17 protein-coding genes and 1 pseudogene are annotated in these 19,836 nt (G+C 58.2%); 13 read left to right on the top strand and 5 right to left on the bottom strand.

What is annotated here, in order from left to right; genetic code table 11:
* Positions 1-260 precede the first annotated feature (260 nt).
* From ABLU87_RS04120 to ABLU87_RS04090, 7 genes and pseudogenes are all read left to right on the top strand, one after another.
* Positions 261-1,262 (top strand): LLM class flavin-dependent oxidoreductase, encoded by a 1,002-nt coding sequence (locus tag ABLU87_RS04120; RefSeq protein ID WP_049082472.1) that lies wholly within the window; start codon positions 261-263, stop codon positions 1,260-1,262.
* Positions 1,259-2,380 (top strand): amidohydrolase, encoded by a 1,122-nt coding sequence (locus ABLU87_RS04115; RefSeq protein ID WP_025107875.1) that lies wholly within the window; start codon positions 1,259-1,261, stop codon positions 2,378-2,380. The genes ABLU87_RS04120 and ABLU87_RS04115 overlap by 4 nt, the downstream gene beginning before the upstream one ends.
* A 30-nt stretch (positions 2,381-2,410) precedes the next feature.
* Positions 2,411-4,684, top strand: a pseudogene (locus tag ABLU87_RS04110) (NtaA/DmoA family FMN-dependent monooxygenase).
* Between the two features lie 11 nt (positions 4,685-4,695).
* Positions 4,696-5,205, top strand: coding sequence for a GNAT family N-acetyltransferase (locus ABLU87_RS04105; RefSeq protein ID WP_025107874.1), 510 nt, complete (start codon positions 4,696-4,698; stop codon positions 5,203-5,205).
* 9 nt (positions 5,206-5,214) lie between these two features.
* Complete coding sequence (locus tag ABLU87_RS04100; protein ID WP_014229255.1) at positions 5,215-6,141, top strand: amino acid ABC transporter permease; 927 nt, start codon at positions 5,215-5,217, stop codon at positions 6,139-6,141.
* A complete protein-coding gene (locus ABLU87_RS04095) occupies positions 6,125-6,904 on the top strand; it encodes an amino acid ABC transporter ATP-binding protein (RefSeq protein WP_014229256.1) in 780 nt (259 codons plus the stop codon). Before ABLU87_RS04100 ends, ABLU87_RS04095 begins: the two co-directional genes overlap by 17 nt.
* Positions 6,901-7,794: an ABC transporter substrate-binding protein gene (locus ABLU87_RS04090; RefSeq protein ID WP_029946963.1), complete on the top strand. Its 894-nt coding sequence runs from the start codon at positions 6,901-6,903 to the stop codon at positions 7,792-7,794. Before ABLU87_RS04095 ends, ABLU87_RS04090 begins: the two co-directional genes overlap by 4 nt.
* A 65-nt stretch (positions 7,795-7,859) precedes the next feature.
* Here ABLU87_RS04090 and ABLU87_RS04085 read toward each other — a convergent pair whose 3' ends face one another.
* Positions 7,860-9,170, bottom strand: a complete 1,311-nt coding sequence (locus ABLU87_RS04085; RefSeq protein WP_025107873.1) for an MFS transporter — start codon at positions 9,168-9,170, stop codon at positions 7,860-7,862.
* A gap of 218 nt (positions 9,171-9,388) precedes the next feature.
* Positions 9,389-10,585 carry an L-talarate/galactarate dehydratase gene (locus ABLU87_RS04080; RefSeq protein ID WP_025107872.1) on the bottom strand — a complete coding sequence of 399 codons (1,197 nt, stop codon included), beginning with the start codon at positions 10,583-10,585 and terminating at the stop codon, positions 9,389-9,391.
* Between the two features lie 304 nt (positions 10,586-10,889).
* Here ABLU87_RS04080 and ABLU87_RS04075 point away from each other — a divergent pair, with 304 nt between their 5' ends.
* The 5 genes from ABLU87_RS04075 (at position 10,890) to nadS (ending at position 13,872) form a co-directional block, all read left to right on the top strand.
* Positions 10,890-11,894: a LacI family DNA-binding transcriptional regulator gene (locus tag ABLU87_RS04075; protein ID WP_029946962.1), complete on the top strand. Its 1,005-nt coding sequence runs from the start codon at positions 10,890-10,892 to the stop codon at positions 11,892-11,894.
* Positions 11,895-12,019: 125 nt separating this feature from the next.
* Positions 12,020-12,637: a glutathione S-transferase family protein gene (locus ABLU87_RS04070; protein ID WP_032749190.1), complete on the top strand. Its 618-nt coding sequence runs from the start codon at positions 12,020-12,022 to the stop codon at positions 12,635-12,637.
* Positions 12,638-12,706: 69 nt separating this feature from the next.
* Entirely contained in the window at positions 12,707-12,934 is a 228-nt protein-coding gene (gene pptA / locus ABLU87_RS04065) for a tautomerase PptA (RefSeq protein WP_004850668.1), read from the top strand.
* Between the two features lie 248 nt (positions 12,935-13,182).
* Positions 13,183-13,500 carry a type II toxin-antitoxin system RelE/ParE family toxin gene (locus tag ABLU87_RS04060; protein ID WP_014229262.1) on the top strand — a complete coding sequence of 106 codons (318 nt, stop codon included), beginning with the start codon at positions 13,183-13,185 and terminating at the stop codon, positions 13,498-13,500.
* Positions 13,501-13,575: 75 nt separating this feature from the next.
* Positions 13,576-13,872, top strand: a complete 297-nt coding sequence (nadS, locus tag ABLU87_RS04055) for a NadS family protein (protein WP_004138143.1) — start codon at positions 13,576-13,578, stop codon at positions 13,870-13,872.
* A gap of 248 nt (positions 13,873-14,120) precedes the next feature.
* On the opposite strand, the gene ABLU87_RS04050 is transcribed toward nadS, so the two are convergent.
* Genes ABLU87_RS04050 through ABLU87_RS04040 form a run of 3 tightly spaced genes read right to left on the bottom strand, consistent with a single transcriptional unit; the run spans position 14,121 to position 18,750 of the window.
* The gene (locus ABLU87_RS04050; protein WP_025107870.1) at positions 14,121-15,725 is read right to left on the bottom strand and encodes a carbohydrate porin; all 1,605 of its coding nucleotides are present in this window, start codon (positions 15,723-15,725) and stop codon (positions 14,121-14,123) included.
* Positions 15,726-15,769: 44 nt separating this feature from the next.
* Entirely contained in the window at positions 15,770-17,152 is a 1,383-nt protein-coding gene (locus ABLU87_RS04045) for a glycoside-pentoside-hexuronide (GPH):cation symporter (protein WP_009652254.1), read from the bottom strand.
* Between the two features lie 26 nt (positions 17,153-17,178).
* Positions 17,179-18,750 carry a family 78 glycoside hydrolase catalytic domain gene (locus tag ABLU87_RS04040; RefSeq protein WP_049069857.1) on the bottom strand — a complete coding sequence of 524 codons (1,572 nt, stop codon included), beginning with the start codon at positions 18,748-18,750 and terminating at the stop codon, positions 17,179-17,181.
* Between the two features lie 203 nt (positions 18,751-18,953).
* On the opposite strand from ABLU87_RS04040, the gene ABLU87_RS04035 reads away from it, so the two are divergent.
* Entirely contained in the window at positions 18,954-19,775 is an 822-nt protein-coding gene (locus tag ABLU87_RS04035) for a helix-turn-helix domain-containing protein (RefSeq protein WP_014229266.1), read from the top strand.
* Positions 19,776-19,836: the final 61 nt, after the last annotated feature.

The raw sequence follows: 19,836 nt of genomic DNA, 5'->3' as shown, positions 1-19,836 counted from the left end.
CCGTAGCCCGGGTAAGGCGTTTACGCCGCAACCCGGGGAATATGCCGTGACGTGGCATTGCTGCGGCTTCTTCCCGGCTAAGCGCAGCGTCACCTCCGGGGCTGAGGACGCGTAGCCCGGACAGATGCGCAGCATCGCCTCCGGGGCAGTTACCTCACCGCATATCTAATTTCCGGCAGAGTAAATGTAAATAAATTGTTTCTCACCAGCCGCGGGCGCTTCTAATAATGCAGACATGTTAATTCACATGAGCCTGCGAAATGTCTTATCGAATCAGTATCCTGGATAAAAGCCCGCTGGCAGCCGGAGAAACGGCTGCCCAGGCGCTGGCGCGTACATTAACGCTTGCGCAACAGGCGGAAGCCTGGGGCTATCATCGCTTCTGGATAGCCGAACACCACAATACTGACCAGCTCGCCAGTCCGTCGCCAGAGCTGGCCATTGCCTGGATCCTTGGCCAGACCCGCAGGATTCGCGTTGGCTCCGGCGGCGTCATGCTGCAGCACTACAGCCCGTATAAAGTGGCGGAAAACTTCAATATGCTGGCTTCCCTCGCTCCGGGCCGCGTGGATCTGGGCGTGGGCAAAGCCCCTGGCGGACTGCCGCTCTCCACTCGCGCGTTACAGCAGGGGCTTGACCCCCAGCAAAAGGGGCGTTTTGCCGACCAGCTGGCGCAGCTCGACAACTGGCTGTCGCTGACCGAAACCGACGGTGAGGAGAGCGTCCGCGCAACGCCGATCCCGCCGCGTCGCGCCGACGGCTTTCTGCTCGGCGCCAGCCTGGAGAGCGCGCAGCTGGCGGCGCAGCTGGACTGGAACTTCGTCTTCGCCGCCCATCTCAACGGCGATAAGCAGCTGCTGCGCGAGGTGTTAACCCGCTGGCGTGAACTGAGCCGTCGAGACGCGATTATTGCCGTCCAGGTCATCGTGGCCGAAGAGGACGCGACGGCGGCGGAGCTGGCAAAATCCGTCGAAACGTGGGGCGTTGAGCTGGAAAACGGCCAGCGGGTCACCGTCGGCAGCGAAGCGCAGGCGGCCGCCTTTGCCCGTCAGGCGGGCAGCAGGCCGACGCGCATCGCCCGGCGGGAATCGGCGGTGCTGTTCGGCACCCCGGAACAGGTGAAAGCGCAGCTGGATGCCCTGCAGTCGGCCTGGAACATCGACGAATTTATTATCGACACGCCCATTAACGATGGCGCGGCGCGCCTTAACTCCCTGCGCCTGCTGGCCCGGGCGCATTTGAGCGCGGAGGTGCAGCCATGAGCCTTTCCGAACAGTTAATTCGCTGGCGGCGCGAACTGCACCAGTACCCCGAGCTCTCGCTGCAGGAAGTCGACACCACCGCACGTATTCGCGACTGGCTGCAGAGCGGCGGCATCAGCCTGCTGCCTTATGAACTGAAAACCGGCGCGGTTGCCGAAGTGGGCAGCGGCGATAAGGTGATAGCCCTGCGTGCCGATATCGATGCGCTGCCTATCGAAGAGGCGGCCAGCGTGCCGTTTCGCTCGTTGAATGCCGGCGTAATGCACGCCTGCGGGCATGATATTCATACCAGCGTGATCCTTGGCGCGGCCTTACTGCTGAAACAACGCGAAGCGCAGCTGGCGGGACGCGTCCGTATTCTGTTCCAGCCGGCGGAGGAGAGCTTCGGCGGCGCGAAAACCCTGATTCGCGCCGGCGTGCTGGAGGGCGTTTCCGCCATTTTCGGTATGCATAATGAACCGGGTCTGCCGGTGGGCGAATTCGCCACCCGAGGCGGCGCGTTTTACGCCAACGTCGATCGCTTTGTGTTTAAGGTGACCGGCAAAGGCGCTCACGCCGCCCGGCCTCATGAAGGGAAGGACGCCATTCTGCTGGCCAGCCAGCTGGTGACCCTGCTGCAAAGCGTCGCCAGCCGCGAAGTGAATACCCTCGATTCCGTGGTGCTTAGCGTCACGCGGATTCAGGGCGGCAATACCTGGAACGTCCTGCCGGAAAGCGTCGAGCTGGAAGGTACGCTGCGCACCCACAGCAGCGAAGTCCAGCAGCGGGTGAAAGCGCGGGTGAGCGAGATTGCCGCCGGCTTCGCCAGCGCCTTCGGCGCGCAGATAGATGTCTTCTGGTACGCCGGACCGACCGCGCTGGTTAATGATGAGCGCTGGGCCGCTTTCGCCAGCGACGTGGCCGATAAGTCTGGCTACCGCACGCACCATGCGGATCTCCATCTCGGCGGGGAGGATTTTGCCGTTTATCTTCAGCATATTCCCGGCGCGTTCGTCAGCATCGGCAGCGCCAGCGAATTTGGTCTTCACCATCCGGCGTTTAACCCGGATGAGCGTTTAATCGCCCCGGCGGCGCACTACTTTGCCGATCTGGCAGAGCAGGCATTAAAAGCACTTTAATTATTCAGGGTCATTGACTAAGGATTAACGATGTCTGAACAACGGCAGCTGCGCATTGGTACTATATTACACGGCGCATCGGGAAATATGTCGGCCTGGCGTCATCCGGCCGCGCTGGCCGATGCCAGTATTAACTTTGAGTTCGTCAAGCAGACGGCGTTAAAAGCGGAAGAGGGCAAGCTCGATTTTATTTTTGTTGCCGATGGCTTATATATTAATGAAAAATCGATCCCGCATTTTTTAAATCGTTTTGAACCGCTCACCGTATTATCCACCCTTGCGGCGGTAACTTCGCGTTTAGGCCTGGTCGGTACCCTGTCGACCTCCTACAGCGAACCCTTTACCACCGCCCGCCAGTTCGCCAGCCTCGATCATCTGAGCGGCGGCCGCGCGGGCTGGAACGTGGTCACCTCGCCGCTGGAAGGCTCAGCAAAAAACTTCTCCCGCGCCCAGCATCCCGATCATGCGCTGCGCTACCGTATTGCCGATGAATATCTGCAGGTTGTCAAAGGCCTGTGGGACTCCTGGGAGCAGGACGCATTTATTCGTAATAAAGAGAGCGGCCAGTTCTTTGATAAAAACAAGCTGCACACGCTTAATCATCACGGCGATTTCTTTAAAGTAGCCGGTCCGCTAAATATTGCCCGCACGCCGCAGGGCCGGCCCATTATCTTTCAGGCGGGCGCCTCCGATGACGGTAAAAAGTTAGCCGCCAGCCACGCAGACGCTATTTTTACCCATCAGGAGTCGCTGGCGGAGGCGCAGGCCTTTTATCGCGACGTCAAAAGCCAGCTTGCAGCGCACGGCCGCCGGGAGAGTGAACTGCATATCTTCCAGGGCGTCAGCGTCATCGTTGGCGACAGCGCCGACGATGTGGAGCAGCAATACCAGACCACCGCTGCGCTGGTGTCGATTGAAGACGCGCTGAATTATCTCGGCCGCTATTTTGAACATCACGACTTTGCTCAGTATCCGCTGGATGAGGCGTTCCCGGATATCGGCGACCTCGGGCAGAACAGCTTTCGCAGCACCACCGACGAGATAAAACGCAATGCCCGCGAACGCGGCCTGACGCTGCGCCAGGTGGCGCTGGAGGCGGCCAGCCCGCGACCGCGCTTTGCCGGAACCGCCGAAGAGGTGGCGGATGGTCTGCAGCAGTGGTTTGAACAGCGCGCGACGGACGGTTTTATTATCCAGGGCGGTACGCCGGATACCTTCCCGCGCTTTGTGGATCAGGTGGTACCGATTCTTCAGCAGCGCGGACTATTCCGCCGGGAATATCCCGGCACCACGCTGCGCGAAAGCTTAGGGCTGGCAGAGCCCGTGAATCAATTCCAAAAACAATAATAGAGAACACCCGCTATGCAGAAAACGCAGAAAAAATCGCTATTACTGGCGCTGGCGCTGGCCGTTAGCGCGTCATCCTGGGCGCAGAACGTCACGATCAACGGCACCGGCGTGAGCCTCGAAGCCAACAAAACGCCGATTCATACGGCGAAAAACCCGCAGGCTATCGCGCAGCTGCCGAAAGGTCTCCACCTGGCGGTGCCGGGTAAGCTGACGGTCGCGGTCGCCGCGCTGAACTCACCGCCGCTGACCGTGTTTTCTGACGATAACAAAACCCTGCTCGGCAGCGAGGTGGATATCGCCCGCCTGGTGGCCGACAGCCTCGGGCTGGAGCTGAATGTGGTACCCACCTCGTGGGAGGACTGGCCGCTCGGCGTCGCTTCCGGCAAATATGATGCGGCGGTCAGCAATATCACCGTGACCAAAGAGCGCAAAGAGAAGTTTGATTTCGCCACCTACCGCAAAGATTCGCTGGGTTTTTACGTCAAGAGCACCAGTCCGCTGAGCAAAATTGAAAAAGCGGAAGATATTGCCGGGCTGCGGATTATCGTCGGCTCCGGCACCAATCAGGAAGCCATTTTGCTGGCGTGGAACGCCGAGAATCTCAAGAAGGGGCTGAAGCCGTTTACGCCGGTCTACACCAAAGACGACGCCGCCCAGACCCTGGCGCTGCAGTCCGGGCGCGCCGACGCCTTCTTCGGTCCCAACGTGATCGGCGCGTGGAAAGCGGCGCTGACCGGCAAAACCAAGCTGGTAGGCAGCGTTGACGGCGGCTGGCCGAAGGCGGCGCATATTGCCGTGACGGTGAAAAAAGGCAGTGGTCTGGTTGAACCGGTACAGACGGCGCTGAACGGCGCAATCCGCAGCGGCGACTACGCGAAGGTGCTGAACCGCTGGGGGGAAGGCGTGGAGAGCATTCCGCAATCGGAAATCAACCCGGCCGGACTCGGCGACTAACAGGAGGCATGATGAGCGATCTATTCCGCGATGTCTCTCCGGAAGCGCCGGAGCTGCAGCCGATTATTGAGGGCCTGTTCGGCGAGTACGCCGCGCGCTACGGCGACTATTTCTCCCGCGATGCCGAAATCGAGCTGACTGAATGGTATCTGGCGCCGCAGGGGCTGTTTATCGTGCTGGAGCGCGAAGGGGAAATTATCGCCACCGGCGCGTACAAACCGAAAGATTCCCATACGGCAGAAATCAAACGTATCTGGACCCATCGTCGTCTGCGCCAGCAGGGGCTGGCGGCGAAAGTGGTGCAGGAGCTGGAGCGACGGGCGCTGCTCGCGGGCTACAGCCATATCTATCTGACCACCGGTTTTCGGCAGCCGGAAGCGGTGCGGCTCTACCTGAGCCAGGGCTACGAGGCGCAGTTTGACCTCAGCCGCGATCCGGAAGAGTACAGCCTGCCGCCGTTCGATGGTCGACTGCGCTTTACGAAAGCGCTGGCGGTCAGCGCGCTGAGCCAGAGCGCTTAAGGAGCCAATATGCATACCCAGGAAACGATTAAGGTTGTCCCCGCGCGCTATCCGCTGCGGGCGGTAGGCGCGCTGCTGGCGCTGCTGGTGCTGGCGGTGGTGATTCAATCGGTCGCCTTTAACCCGCGCTGGGAGTGGCGCGTCTTTGCCCGCTGGTTCTTTGACCCGGTGATCCTTGAAGGTCTCGGGCAGACGCTGCTGCTGACCCTGCTGGCGACGGCGCTGAGCGTTATTCTCGGCGGCCTGCTGGCGCTGGCCCGGCTCTCCAGTTCATGGCTGCTGAGCAGCCTGGCCTGGGGCTATATCTGGCTGTTCCGCTCGCTGCCGCTGATCGTGGTGCTGATTATTCTCTACAACTTCTCCTATCTTTACGACACGCTAGCGATAGGCATTCCGTTCACCGCGATTCGCTGGGCCAGCTTTGAGACCATCAACGTACTGGGGCAGTTTTCTACCGCCGTTGTCGGGCTGACCCTGGTGCAAAGCGCCTACACCGCCGAAATTATCCGCGGCGGCTTTCTCGGGGTCGATCACGGGCAGTATGAAGCGGCGGCGGCGCTGGGGCTTCCGGCCAGCCGTCGGACCCTGCGCATTATTCTGCCGCAGGCGCTGCGCACCATTTTACCGGCGGGCTTTAACGAAATTATCAGCCTCGCCAAGGGGACGGCGATGGTTTACGTGCTGGCGATGCCGGAGCTGTTTTACACCATCCAGATGATCTATAACCGCACCCAGGAAGTGATCCCGCTGCTGATGGTCGGCGCCGCATGGTATCTGGCGATCACCAGCGTGCTGTCGCTGATCCAGTATCTGGTCGAGCGCGGACTGGCCCGCAGCGAACGCCGCTCGGCGGTCAATAGCGCCCGCAGCAGCCGCCGCGTTGAGTCCATTCGTCGCCCACAACCCCAGGAGTCCGCCCATGCCCAACTCTCGTAACGGCCATATCTCCATCACCGGCGTCAGCAAATATTTTGGCCGCCACAAAGCGCTTGATGACGTATCGCTGGAAATCGAACCCGGCACGGTGACGGTGATCCTCGGGCCGTCCGGTTCGGGAAAATCGACGCTGCTGCGGGCGATTAATCATCTGGAGCGCGTGGATGAAGGCTTTATTCAGATCGATGGCGACTATATCGGCTATCGCCGTAAAGGCGACAAGCTCTACGAGCTGAAAGAGAAAGAGATCCTCCGCCAGCGGGTTAACGTCGGCTACGTATTTCAGAACTTCAACCTGTTCCCGCATCTGACGGTGCTGGAAAATCTGATTGAGGCCCCCATAGCCCATAAGCAGGCGACCCGCAAAGAGGCGATCGCGCGGGCGTATGAACTGCTGGACGTGGTCGGACTGCGCAATAAAGCCGACGCCTGGTCGCGGCACCTGTCCGGCGGCCAGCAGCAGCGCATCGCTATTGCCCGGGCGCTGGCGCTTAACCCGCGGGTAATGCTGTTCGATGAACCGACCTCCGCGCTCGACCCTGAGCTGGTGGGGGAAGTGCTGGACGTGATTAAAAAGCTGGCGCGCTCCGGCACCACGCTGGTGGTGGTCACCCATGAAATCGGTTTTGCGAAAGAGGTGGCGGACCGGGTGGTGTTTATGGTCGACGGCAAGATAGTCGAGCAGGGCAGCAGCGACGCCGTGCTGAACCAACCGCAGCATCCGCGTACGCGGCAGTTCTTATCGAGGGTATTAGCGGCATGAGAAACGGACTTTTGGCCCTGACACTACTCTCTTTATCTGCGGCATCGCAGGCGGCTATCGACCTGCGCGCCAACGAGCAGCCGCTGCCGGTGACCCGCGATGAGCAGGCGATCGCGAAGATCCCGGCAAATTACGCCTTCGTCGAGCCGGGTACCTTAACGGTGGCGATTTCGGCGCTCAATTCGCCGCCGCTGGCGCTGTTGGCCAGCGATAACCGCACGCGTATCGGCAGCGACCCGGATATTGCCCGGCTGCTGGCCGGCAGCCTCGGGCTGAAGCTAAAGCTGGTGCCCACCGCCTGGGAGGACTGGCCGCTGGGGATTACTTCCGGACGCTACGACGTCGCGCTGGTCAATATTGCGGTGACCGAGCAGCGGAAAGAGAAGTTTGATTTTGCCACCTATCGCGTTGACTCTCTGGCCTTTTCCGTGAAATCAACCAGCGATATCGCCCGCGTGAGCGGTCCGGCGGATCTCGCGGGTAAAAAAGTGATCGTCGGGTCCGGGACTAACCAGGAGCGGATTTTGCTCGGCTGGAACGCCGAAAACGAAGCCGCCGGGCGGCAACCCGCGCTGCCGGTCTACCTGACCGATGACGCCTCGGGCAACCTCTATATTCAGTCCGGTCGCGCGGACGTGTTCTTTGGGCCGCAGTCGGTGGCGGCCTATAAAGCGGCGCTCAGCGGCAAAACCAAAGTCGTCGGCCTGGGGCCGAAAAAAGCGTACGTTGCCACCACGACCAAAAAGGGCAACGGCCTGGCTCCGGCGCTGCAGGCGGCGCTGAACGGCGCGATTGCTCGCGGCGAGTATCAGAAAGTGCTGGCGCGCTGGGGAGAGCAGGGCGAAGAGGTGACGCAATCGGAAGTGAATCCGCCGGGGATAACCTACTAAAAAACCGCTGTTTCGCAGGAGTGTGATGCGAAACAGCGGAGGCGAATGCTCGCCAGGGTTTTAAATCAGGCGGCGCGCGGGGTCAGCGTCAAACGATCCAGCGGCCCGACGATAAACAGATAGGAGAACAGGCCCAGCACGCCCATGGAACCGACGTACAGGATGGCGTAATCAAAGGAGTGGGTATTAGCGAGGATCACGCCGATAACCAGCGGCGTGATAATACTCGCCAGGTTGCCGCACATGTTGAAAACTCCGCCGGCAATTCCCAGCATTTCCTTCGGCGAGGTGTCGCTCAGCACGCACCAGCCGAGGTTACCGAAACCTTTAGCAAAGAAGGCCAGGCTCATGGCGGCGATCACCACCACTTCCGAGGTGGTGTAGTTGGCGACGACAATCACGCAGGAGAGCAGCATGCCGCAGATCACCGGCAGCTTGCGGGCGGTCGTCAGGCTGTAGCCGCGTTTGAGCAGCCAGTCTGAGAATACCCCACCGAGCAGTCCGCCGATAAATCCGGCAATGGCCGGGATACTGGCGACAAAACCGACCTTGAGGATCGACATACCTTTGGCCTGGTAGAGATAGGTGGGAAACCACGTCAGGAAGAACCAGGTAATGGACGTTACGCAGAACTGGCCGATATACACGCCGATCATCATGCGATTAACGCAGACGCTTTTAATCTGCGCGAGGGTTAATTTCTGCTGCGTTTTTTTCGTACCTAATTCCGGCTCGCCGCCGCCTTCGCGAATATAGTCGAGCTCCTGTTGGTTAATTTTTGGATGGTAAGAGGGATCTCTTACTTTTACCAGCCAGAATATCCCCAGCACCACGCCGATAGCGCCAATATAATAAAATACGTAGTGCCAGCTTAAATTATGCAGAATAATCGTCATTAGCGGCGTAATAATTCCCAGGGAAATATACTGCGCGGCCTGATAGACCGAGGTGACGAATCCACGCTCTTTATTGGGAAACCACTGTACGCTGAGACGGCTGTTAGCGGGGAAGGCGGGGGCTTCAATCGCGCCCATCATCAGACGCAGAATCACCAGTACGATCAATGGGCTGGCGAACAGATAGATCGTTCCCTGAAACATGGTGACGATCGACCAGCCAATCAGCGCGCAGCCGTAAACCAGCCGCGAACCATATTTATCCAGCAGCCAGCCGCCGGGTATTTGCATAATGACGTAGGAGATACCAAAAACTGAAAAGGCCAGCCCCATCGCCTCGGGATCAAAGCCTAACTCTTTGCTCATAATAGGCGCGACGACGGACAGCGTTGCCCGGTCGGCATAATTAAATACGGTAGCCAGAAATAAAAACAGTAATATGCCGTAACGCACGTTGCTGCGTTTTAAGGGGGTAGTCATCTTCAACTCCTTTGCAGGGTTGTTTATTGTGGGTACAGTCAATAAGAGGTATTTCCCCGGCAGGGCTACAGGTTTTCAGTCATCTGCGGACCGGTAGCCCGGACAGATGCGCCGCATCGCCTCCGGGAAAACGCGATATTCTCCCGGGGGCGGCGCTTGACGCGCCTTGCCCGGGCTACGGAGCCTTTAGCCCTTGTGCCGCCATCCGGGGAATTCGGTTAAGGGCGTTTACCAAACTCGCAGCTTTGCTGGGTCCAGCGGCGGGCCTGTTCGCTCAGGGTAAAGCCCAGACCGTGGCGTTCGGAAACCCACATCCGCCCGTCGCGCAGCTCCAGCTGTTCGTTAAACAGCGGGTTCAGCCACTCGAAGTGCTCCAGCCACGGCTCGAGCGGGTAGGCGGCGGCGAGATGCAGGTGTACCTCCATCGCAAAGTGCGGGGCCAGCTTGCGACCGTGCTTCGCCGCCAGATCCATAATCTTCAGGAACGGGGAGATCCCGCCGACGCGCGGCGCATCCGGCTGGACAAAGTCGCTGGCGTTGCCGAGGATAAGCTGCTCATGTTCGCGGAAGCTGGTCAGCATCTCGCCGGTGGCAATCGGCGTATCCAGCGCGGCGGCGAGCTGCGCGTGGCCTTCAACATCGTAGGCGTCAAGGGGCTCTTCAATCCAGATCAGATTGAACTGCTCCATTTTGCGCCCCATGCGGATGGCGGTTTCGCGATCCCACTGCTGGTTGGCGTCCACCATCAGCGGGAAGTCATCGCCCAGCACCTCACGCACCGCCGTCAGGCGACGAATATCTTCGGCGGTATTCGGCTGACCGACCTTCAGCTTAATCCCGCCAATTCCGTTCTCACGGGAGATAGCCACGTTTTTTAACACCTGATCCAGCGGCGTATGCAGGAAGCCGCCGGAGGTGTTGTAGCACTGAACGGAATCGCGGTGCGCGCCGAGCAGTTTCGCCAGCGGTAGTCCGGCGCGTTTGGCTTTCATATCCCACAGCGCAATATCAAGAGGGGAGATGGCCTGTACCGCCATACCGCTGCGGCCAACGGATGCGCCGGCCCACAGCAGTTTGGTGTAGATCTTGTCGATATCGTTCGGATCTTCGCCGAGCAGATTATCGGCGATCTCTTTGGCGTGGGCGTAAATGCCCTGGCCGCCCGCACGCTTGGAATAGCTGAAGCCAACGCCTTCAAAGCCGTCCCGGGAGCGGATTTCCGCGATAACGATCGCTACTTCGGTAAGCGGTTTTTGCCGACCGGTCAGAACCTTTGCATCGCTAACGGGGGTCGCCAGCGGCAGAAAGGCCAGCGACAGTTTGACGTGTTCAATGCGGTCGCCGGTTTCAGCGGCGGTTTTGACGCCGGAAGCTTTGGCGTAGGTCACGGACTCGGAATTAGCGCTCGAGGTCATAGTCAGTTCCTTTTCAGTGGTAAAATGTTTGCGCTAACATTTTTAATCGTGAAATTGTCCTGGCGCTACGACAGTGATTTTAATTTGTACAAACGATCACAATTAGCGGTTATAAAGGGTAAAATTATGCAGCTCAGGTCACGATCCAAAAATGTTTGTGAAAAATCACAAATCAAAATGATAGCGATAACATTTTGTGTTTCAGGTATTTGATTCTATTGAGGATGTCGAGGTGAGCGCTGGCAATTGCGCGGGCCATCATCAATAATGCCCACAGAAAACGACTCAACACAGGGGCTTAGTCGTGAAAAGCAGAAAACCGACGCGCGCGCCGACGCTGGATGACGTAGCCCGTAGCGCCGGATTGTCGTCGATGACGGTCAGCCGGGCGCTGAATACGCCGCAGCTGGTGAGGCCAAAAACGGTCGAGAAAGTGATGCAGGCGGTGCAGGCAACGGGCTATATCCCTAACGCGCTGGCCGGCGGCCTGGCCTCCAGGCGCAGCAAGCTGGTGGCCGTGGTGGTGCCGCAAATCAATAACAATATGTTTGTCGATACCATCCAGGCGCTGAGCGATACCCTGGCGGCGCGCGGCTACCATATGCTGCTGTGCGTGGCGGGCTACAGCCGACAGACCGAAGCCGAGCTGGTAGCAACCTTACTCTCCCGGCGTCCGGATGGCGTGGTATTGACCGGCATTCAGCACGCCCCGGCGTTGAAGAAGACGATCCTCAACGCCGCCACGCCGGTGGTGGAAATCTGGGATCTCACCCCGACGCCGCTGGATATGCTGGTCGGTTTTTCGCATGAAAAAGTCGGCGAAACCATTGGCGAGTACCTGCTGGAGAAAGGCTACCGCCGCCCGGGTCTGCTGTGGGCCGGCGATGCGCGCGCGACGTTGCGAAAGCAGGGGCTCCGCGCCCGGCTGGCCAAAAACGGCATTGACGATGCGCCGCAGGTCGAGGTGCCGCTTCCGGCATCGCTGGCGCTGGGGCGTCGCGGGCTGGCCGAGCTGCTCGCCGGCGGCGAGTTTGACGTTATCGTCTGCAGCTCCGATACCCTTGCCCAGGGGGCGATTATGGAAGCCGAAAGCCGGGGGCTGCGCGTGCCGCAGGATCTGGCGGTGATCGGTTTTGGCGATCTGGACTTCGCCGCCAGCAACCGCCCGGCCATCACCACCGTCAGCGTCGACCGTCATGCCATCGGCGAGCAGGCGGCCACGCTGCTTGCCGACCGCATAGAAGGCGGAGAAGAAGGGGAAGCGATTATTGATATCGGCTTTCACCTGGTGGCGCGCGAGTCGGCGTAGCTCTGCCGTTTCGCATGTGCGAGGGGGCCTCAATAGCGACATGGCGTAATCAAATCTATACTGCAAAATTGCTAAACCCGTCGCCGCTCTGTTCCTGAGCGGCAAATTCATCGAGGGCGCAGAATATGATCACCGTCTATGGCGTACCCGGCTGGGGCTCAACAATTAGCGAACTGATGCTGACGCTGGCCGATATCCCGTACCATTTTGTTAACGTTGAGGGCTTTGACCAGCCGGGCCCGCAGCGCGACCGCCTCAAAAAGATCAACCCGCTGTGTCAGGTGCCGACCCTGACGCTTGCAGACGGCAGCGTGATGACCGAATCCGCGGCGATTGCCCTGATGATCCTCGACGTTCGACCGGATCTGGCTCCGGCGCCGGGATCGCCGCAGCGGCATGCCTTTCAGCGTCTGCTCATCTGGCTGGTGGCGAACGTCTATCCCACCTTTACCTTTGCGGATTACCCGGAGCGCTGGGCCGCCGATGCGCCAGACCAGCTGCGGGAAAGCTGCATCAGCTATCGCAAATCGCTCTATCTATGGCTGGAGGAGCAGCTTGCCGCCGCGCCGTATGCGCTGGGGACGGAGATAACCCTGCTGGACTGCTATATTGCGGCGATGTGCGCCTGGGGCCCGCGCCGGGAGTGGTTTGCGGCGCAGACGCCAAAATTCGTCGCCGTGGCGGATGCGGTGTATCGACATCCCAAACTCGAAGCCGTTCTGCGCCGCAACGAGCTGATTTAAAGTACAAAAAGCGATCCGGATGACGCGGGTTATGCTAGTTTTATCGTCCAGACAATAAAGGAGCCTGCTATGCCGCACGTTGATATTAAATGTTTTCCCCGCGACCTGAATGATGAACAAAAAGCGGCGCTGGCCGCCGATATTACCGAGGTGTTGATTCGCCACCTCAACAGCAAAGAGAGTTCAGTGAGCGTGGCCCTGAAGCAGGTTGAGCCGAGCGACTGGCAGCAGGTGTGGGACAGCGAAATCGCCCCGCAGATGGAACAGTTGATTAAGAAACCGGGCTATAGCATGTAACCCGGTTTCTTTCCCGGAGGCGATGCTGCGCATCTGTCCGGGCTACGCGTTCCCGGCGGTTTGCAGTCCGGTAGCCCGGCAGGCGCTCTGCGCCGCCCCCGGGCGGGGGGGCACTGAAGCGAAGTCATGAGCGATGCATCTTGTCATGGGTAAACGCGTCACCATGTACAGGGTACATAAAACCCCTTGATTAATGTACCCTGTACATGTATTTTGTCTGATAAGTCGTAAGGACATCAGGGAATGAGATGTTTACTTTTATTGAACTACAAGGTTTCAGTAAACGACGCCAGGCGCTGTTACCGGATGATGAATTTCGGGCCTTCCAGGAAATCCTGATCAATGATCCTGAGGCAGGTGACACCATTTCGGGAACCGGAGGTTTTCGTAAAATCCGCTGGAGTCGTCCCGGAACGGGAAAGCGCGGCGGCGTGCGGGTGATTTACTATAATGTAACGATAAAGGGAAGAATCTACCTGGCGCTCATCTATCCTAAAAATGAACAGGATGAGTTAAGCCAGGAGCAGAAAAAGATGTTAAGGCAGGTTGCTGAGTTATTAAACTAGCCAATAAACATGAAGTGAGGCTGAGCTATTAATGATCGATACATTGATAGCGCCAGAGAGCCAACTGAGGTGTGTATGAAAGACGAATTGTTTGCCGATCTGCTGGCTAGTGCAGAAGAAATGGTCAGGATTGAGAAGGGTGAACAAACGCCGAAGGTGCACCACGTTCATACCTTCAGCGAAGTTGATGTGAAAGCGATACGCGAAGCCACAGGTTTAAAACAGCAGGACTTCGCCGCCGCCGTTGGCGTTAGCTATGAGCTGGTTAAAAGCTGGGAAACGAAACGACGTCATCCAACCGGTGCATCCAGGAAGCTGCTTTTATTGCTTCAGGGCAATCCATTGATTATCAACTTGTTGAAGGTTATTTGAAACGTTATTCTTCGCAAGGAAAATGACAGAGTTTGCCCCATTTCGTAACCAGCGCCTTTAAAAAGGAGAGTATTACGTATGGAAACCAATGATTCTATTTTGACAGAAGTCGAGAAATAGAGCGCTCATATTTTATGGTTTTTATTTTATTAGTTTAATGTACTTTATACTGAACTAGCATAGTGACAAAGTAAGAACGCGTATTTAAATAAACCCGCCCAGGCGTTTGCTCCGGACGGGCTATTTTATTAAAACCAAATCTCCGTCTGCACGCCAAAGTTCCAGTTACCACCGGCGGTAAAGCCTTTACTGCCGAAATCATCGTTGATCGCGTAGCGATCCAGATCTTTATCCCAGTTCATCCACGTAACAAAGAAACGTATCTCCGGCCGCGCTTTAATATCCAATACATCGCCCACTTTAAACGTCGGGGCGAAGGTCAGCTTGTAAAAATCGCCGCTCACCGCCTGGTATTGATGCACGCCGCTGTCGTAGCGATAGGTTCGGCCGTTGGGATTCAGGTCCATATATTGCCAGGACGCCTCGTACAGCAGGGCGAAGTTGCGGGTGATCCCCTGGGAAACCCGCAGGTTGAAGGTTGCCCAATCGTAGCGGTCCCCGTCGCGATAGCGGTCTTCGCTATGCTGGGCGATAACCGATGGCGCAAGCTGCCAGTTTTTCCCCAGCGGCAAAATACCGTATGACGCAAAGCGCAGAGATTTGGCGTTTTCGGTAAGATCGCCGTCGCTGCCCGGCTGCCGCGCTTCGGCGCCCAGCCCGCCGCCGTACTGCAGGGCGCTCTCCGAAACGCCCGGCGCCAGGCCATAAAACCGCTGTTTGTCGTGATACGCCAGCATCGCGTAGTAGCCGTTTTTCGCCGTATTATCGCTGCGCAGGGCGTAGCTGCCGGTTGTCGACGTCGTATCTTTCAGGTCATCGTTACCCTGGGCGGTCATCGCCGTGGTCATCAGCTGCCAGTTGTTCCAGAAGTGGTTGGCGGTAAACATCAGGTTCTGTATATCGTTATCCTGATAGTTATCGCTGCCCAGGTCGCCAAAGCTGCGCGCATAGACCGAGTAATCGCCGCGCAGCGTGCTGTTCCAGTTGACGTCATTGATCCCGCCGCCGGTACCGCCGAGGAACATAATATCGCTATCGGTAAAGTGGATATCGAAGTTATCGCGGTCGAAACGCTTGCCCGCCCAGATGGAGGCGCTCCTGAACGGCCCGGAAAAATCGGCGAAATTACCCATCTCGACGTACAGCTGGCGCACGTTCAGATGGTGGCTGTCGTTATCCTGTACCCACGGATCCGGGTTGGTCGCGCCGTCGGCAAGCATGGTTTTAAAGTGCGCCCACGACCCGTCGCTGAAGGTCATTTTTTTGCCGAAGCTGAGCTCCACGTAGTTATCTTTCTCATTGCCGAGACGGCCAACGTGGGCGTCACCGTTGAGCGAACTGGCCGGCGAGATCCCCGGACCGCCGCGCGCGCCTTTGCCGTGGCTGTTGACCAGCATTCCGGAGCGGGCGTAGGCGTTAAATTCAAAACCGTCGGTAAGGCGGCTTTTCGCCAGCTGTTTGTCGGCAGCCTGCTGCTTTTGCTCCGTGGCATCGGTGCGCTGGCTTAACGTCTGCACCTGTTTTTCCGCCGCCGCCGCACGCTGTTCTGCCGCGCTGGTGCGCAGCTCCGCCTGCTGCGCCCGACGTTTAGCCTCTCCGGCCTCCTGCTCCGCATGATTAAGCCGGGCCTCCAGCAGCGCTAGCCGTTGTTCGACGGTGAGCGGGGCCGCATTTGCGCCGTAAGCCGAAAAAAGGGCGCAGCAAACCGCCGCGCTAATCAAAGAGATACGCATATTAATCCTTATTTTTTTCAGAGGTATGAAGGGTGTGCTGCGCCTTACAGGGCGTGGTTTTCTCCGGCGACTGAAGATGTGTCCGACGGCGCGCGGCGTCCGGCATCAAGGTCGGCGCGGATCTGTTCATACTGGTCGTCGAGGCGATAGAAGCGGCCAATCCACAGCATTGAGGCGACAATCAGCAGCGCCGGGATATAGAGGTAGCAGGCTTTTATCGCCAGCATCGCGCCGTCGCTTTGGGCCTGATTGGCGATATAGCCGCCGGATGAGAGCAGTACCCCGGTAATAGCGCCCGCGCCCGCCATAGCCACCTTGCCAAGAAAGCCGTTGATAGAGGTCAAAATGCCGGCGGTATTGATGCCGGTTTTCCACACCCCGTAATCCACCGGATCGGCCTGCATGGAGAAGTAAATTGCCGTGCGCTGTCCGGCGCCAAGCGATAGCACCACCGCACCGGCAACCAGGCCCCAGCTGTTAACGCCTGCCGCCATCATCATGCCCATGCCGACCAGGTTGATCGCGCTGGCGACCAGATAAACGTGGCGCTTTTTCATCCGGCTGGCGAGCAGCGGCACGGTGAGGGTACCCAGCAGAGGCACGAAGGTAGAGATCCCGGCGACGATCGCCGTGAGATCGTTATTGCCGACGTAATAATGGAAAAAGTAGACCAGCGCCCCGGTCTGGAAGAAAAACGCGCCCCACATCAGGAAAATATTGATGGCGAAGACGAACCACGGCCGGTTGGCGCGCAGGCTGACCCAGGCGCGTTTTAAGGTCATGCGCTCCTGCGTAATGCTGATATTTTCCTTAACGTTCCGGAAGCTCACCAGCAGGAAGAAGGTGGCAATAACGCCGAAAACCACCGCCGTGTAGAAGAAGCCGTGCTGCTGATTGCCTTTCCCCAGCGCGCCAACCAGCGGCAGAGTGGCGACCGCGACGATGGTCGCGCCGAGCGAACCGAGCAGAATACGCACCGCCGACAGCGTGGTGCGTTCCCGCGAGTCGTTCGTCAGAAATGGCAGCATGGCGCAGAACGGAATGTTGACGATGGTATAGAGAAACGACAGGCACAGATAGGTGACAAAAGCGTAGATCAGCTTACCGGTGGTGCCGAAATCCGGCACGTAGAAGGCCAGAATACACAGCAATCCGAAGGGGATCGCGCCAATAAGCAGATACGGACGACAGCGTCCCCAGCGGGTGGCGGTATTGTCGATAACCAGCCCCATCAGCACGTCGGCAACGCCATCCACCAGACGCGTCACGAGAAACATCAGGCCAACGTAATAGGCGGGCAGGCCCATCACGTCGGTGTAAAAGAACATCAGATAAAGAGAGATCATCTGCCACACGAGGTTGCAGGAGAGGTCGGCGATGCCATAGCCAAGGCGCTGCCGCCACAGGGTAAAGGTTGTTTCTGCCATAAAAATACACTCGCTTATCGTTGTTGTTAAAGTCCGTACTGGCGAATAAACCAGGCCGGGGTGCAGCTCCACGCATGGCAATAACTGTTTATCAGTTTGCTGCCATAAGGGGAAAAATCAGGATGCGCCGGGTCGAAGATTTCCCAGAAGGTATCGGCGCCGTAGTCGACCATGGCTCCCCAGTAGGCTTTGATCTGCGCAATTGCCTCGTCGCGCAGCCCGCACTGCAGAAGGGCGGCGATATAGTGATGACGCAGGTAGGGTGTATTCATGGCGACAGCGGGGGGATTTTTCTCCAGGTTGCGCATGATCTCCCGGCGCTGCTGCGGCGTGCCGACTTCCGCCAGCACCAGCCAGATTTGCGATGCCCAGGAGACCTGCCGCCGGGCGCCGCTGACGTAAAAGCCCTGCTGCGGGTCCCATAACGCATCGAGGGCCGCCGCTTTGAGCTGCTGTAAACGCTGGCAATAGCTTGCGGCTAGCTCAGGTTCGAAACGCTCCGCCAGCCAGATAGCGCGCTGCAGGCAGTAAATCAGTACCCCCTGCGCCGCCGCCTGTTTATTCAGCGACGCCTGCCAGTCGATAAACACCCACCAGTCGTCGCTATCGCGCACAATGCCGGAGGCATCGCAGCGGGTCAGCGCCAGTTCTACCTGACGACGCGCCGTGGGCCACAGCTCGCGGGCCGTGGCCATATCCTCCGCGCTTTGCAGATAGTTGTAGAGGACGTCGACAAAAAACAATGAGTAATCAAAAAGAAAGGTATCGTCCGCAATGACATCCGGCTGCACGAACACGTTGGCCGATACCATGCCGTCCTCGCGAGTATGCCCGGCAAAAAGGTACAGGCAGCGGCGCACCAGATCGTGGCGTGCGAAGGTGACATCGTTGACCAGCGCCTGCAGACGTAAATCGCCGAGCCACAGGCGGCGGTCGCGTTTGGGGCCGTCTTCAAACACTTCCTGCATGCAGTTTTGCAGGGTCAGCACGGCAACGTTATCGATGGCCCGGAGCTGCGGGTCGGAGGTTGTCGCCGCCGGGCATGCGCCGCTGGCCGAGGTGACCGCGTTAACCTCAATCTGCGTGAACTGCAGGCGAAACTTGCGCGAAACGGCTTTGACCTCCACCTTCAGATAGCGGAAGCAGTAGCGGCGCGGCAGGTCAATTTCGGCGGGCAGGACATCAAGCCACAGATCCTGCTGCTGCAGCCAGCTGCTGCTGAGCCAGCCCTGATAGTCGCTGAACGGTTCGCACACTTCGCTCAGCGTTTCGCCGAAGGTCAACTGCAGATGGGCCGGAGCGTCCGGCGGACTCCCGGCGCTCTGGCAGAGAAAATGCAGGTAGCCAACGTAGTGGCTGCCAAAATCAATAATGACGCTATCGCCGCTACTCAGCTCGCGCTGGTAAAGCGCGGCCAGGGTGCTCACCGGCTCGGCGCGCCAGCCGAAGAGCGCCGCGGCGTCGGCGTGGGCTTCGACTACCGCGATCGGCGGGTGTGCCTGACGACTCAGCGCGGGCCGGAGCGCCTCGGCGGTACGTAAAAAATTCGGGTGGCGGGTCATCATGACCTGAGAATTATGCTGAATTGCCTGTGACATACTGCGTCCTCTGTGTTGATTTGTCCGCAGCATAAGACGCCGCCGCCCGCGGCAACCACTCTGGCAATGCCAATGCATCTGGCAAAATGGCACTGATAATGAGATGAGCGGGTCGCCGATCACAATTCCATAAATCTTGCTCGTGGCGGCCGGTTAAATGCATTATCTTGCCCCTGCGCCGTATGCCGTTTTGGACCCGATCGATGATGCTAACCGTTGAGTATTATTTCACCCATCCGCAGGATAAGCTGGGAATGTACGCCAGCGATCCGGAAGATAATAGCCATGAACATAGTCACGAGTTTGCTGAACTGGTGATCGTTGAAGAAGGACACGGCTTACACGTTATTAATGGCCGGCCATTATATATACAGCAGGGCGACGTTTTTTACGTTCAGCCGGGCGATGTTCACTATTATGATGAGCTGGGAACGCTTAAGTTAATTAACGTATTAATTAACCCACTGGTAGAATTTCATTATTTACAGCCTCTCGACACCTTATTGCAGACGTTCTCCGCACGAAAGGCTTCCTGCTACGGCTGGCTGGCGCCGGATACCCGCCATATCTGCAAGGAACTGGTAGATAAAATATTTTCTGCCGAGCTGCGGCGGGGGCAAAATATTGCCCTGCGCGAAGCCGCCTTTTTCCAGCTGGTGACGACGATTCTGCATGCGGAAACCGAAGCCGAATATAGCACCACCAAATATAAGCTGCATAAATTGCTGACCTGGCTACAGGAGCACTGTTTTGAAGAACATAACTGGCCGCAGCTGGCGGAGAAATTCCACCTGACCACGCGGACCGCTTTTCGCCATATTAAAGAGGCGACGGGATTGACGCCGGATAATTATTTAAAGCGTCTGCGCTTAGTTTCGGCGCGCGTCAAATTACGCGAGACCGATATGACGATTACCGAAGTGGCTTATTTATGCGGTTTTGCCAACAGCAACCACTTTACCACCTTATATAAAAAGGTCTTTGGCCTGACGCCCAGCGAAGATCGGCGGCGTTTGCTGCGCTAGCTCACCTCCCGGAGGCGATGCTGCGCATCTGTCCGGGCTTGTATGATTACTCCGTCAGAAA

Source organism: Klebsiella sp. CB_Kp196, assembly GCF_040061575.1.
Lineage (GTDB): Bacteria > Pseudomonadota > Gammaproteobacteria > Enterobacterales > Enterobacteriaceae > Klebsiella > Klebsiella michiganensis.
The sequence above is the reverse complement of the archived record's forward strand: the minus strand, read 5'-3'. Positions and strand labels throughout refer to the sequence as shown.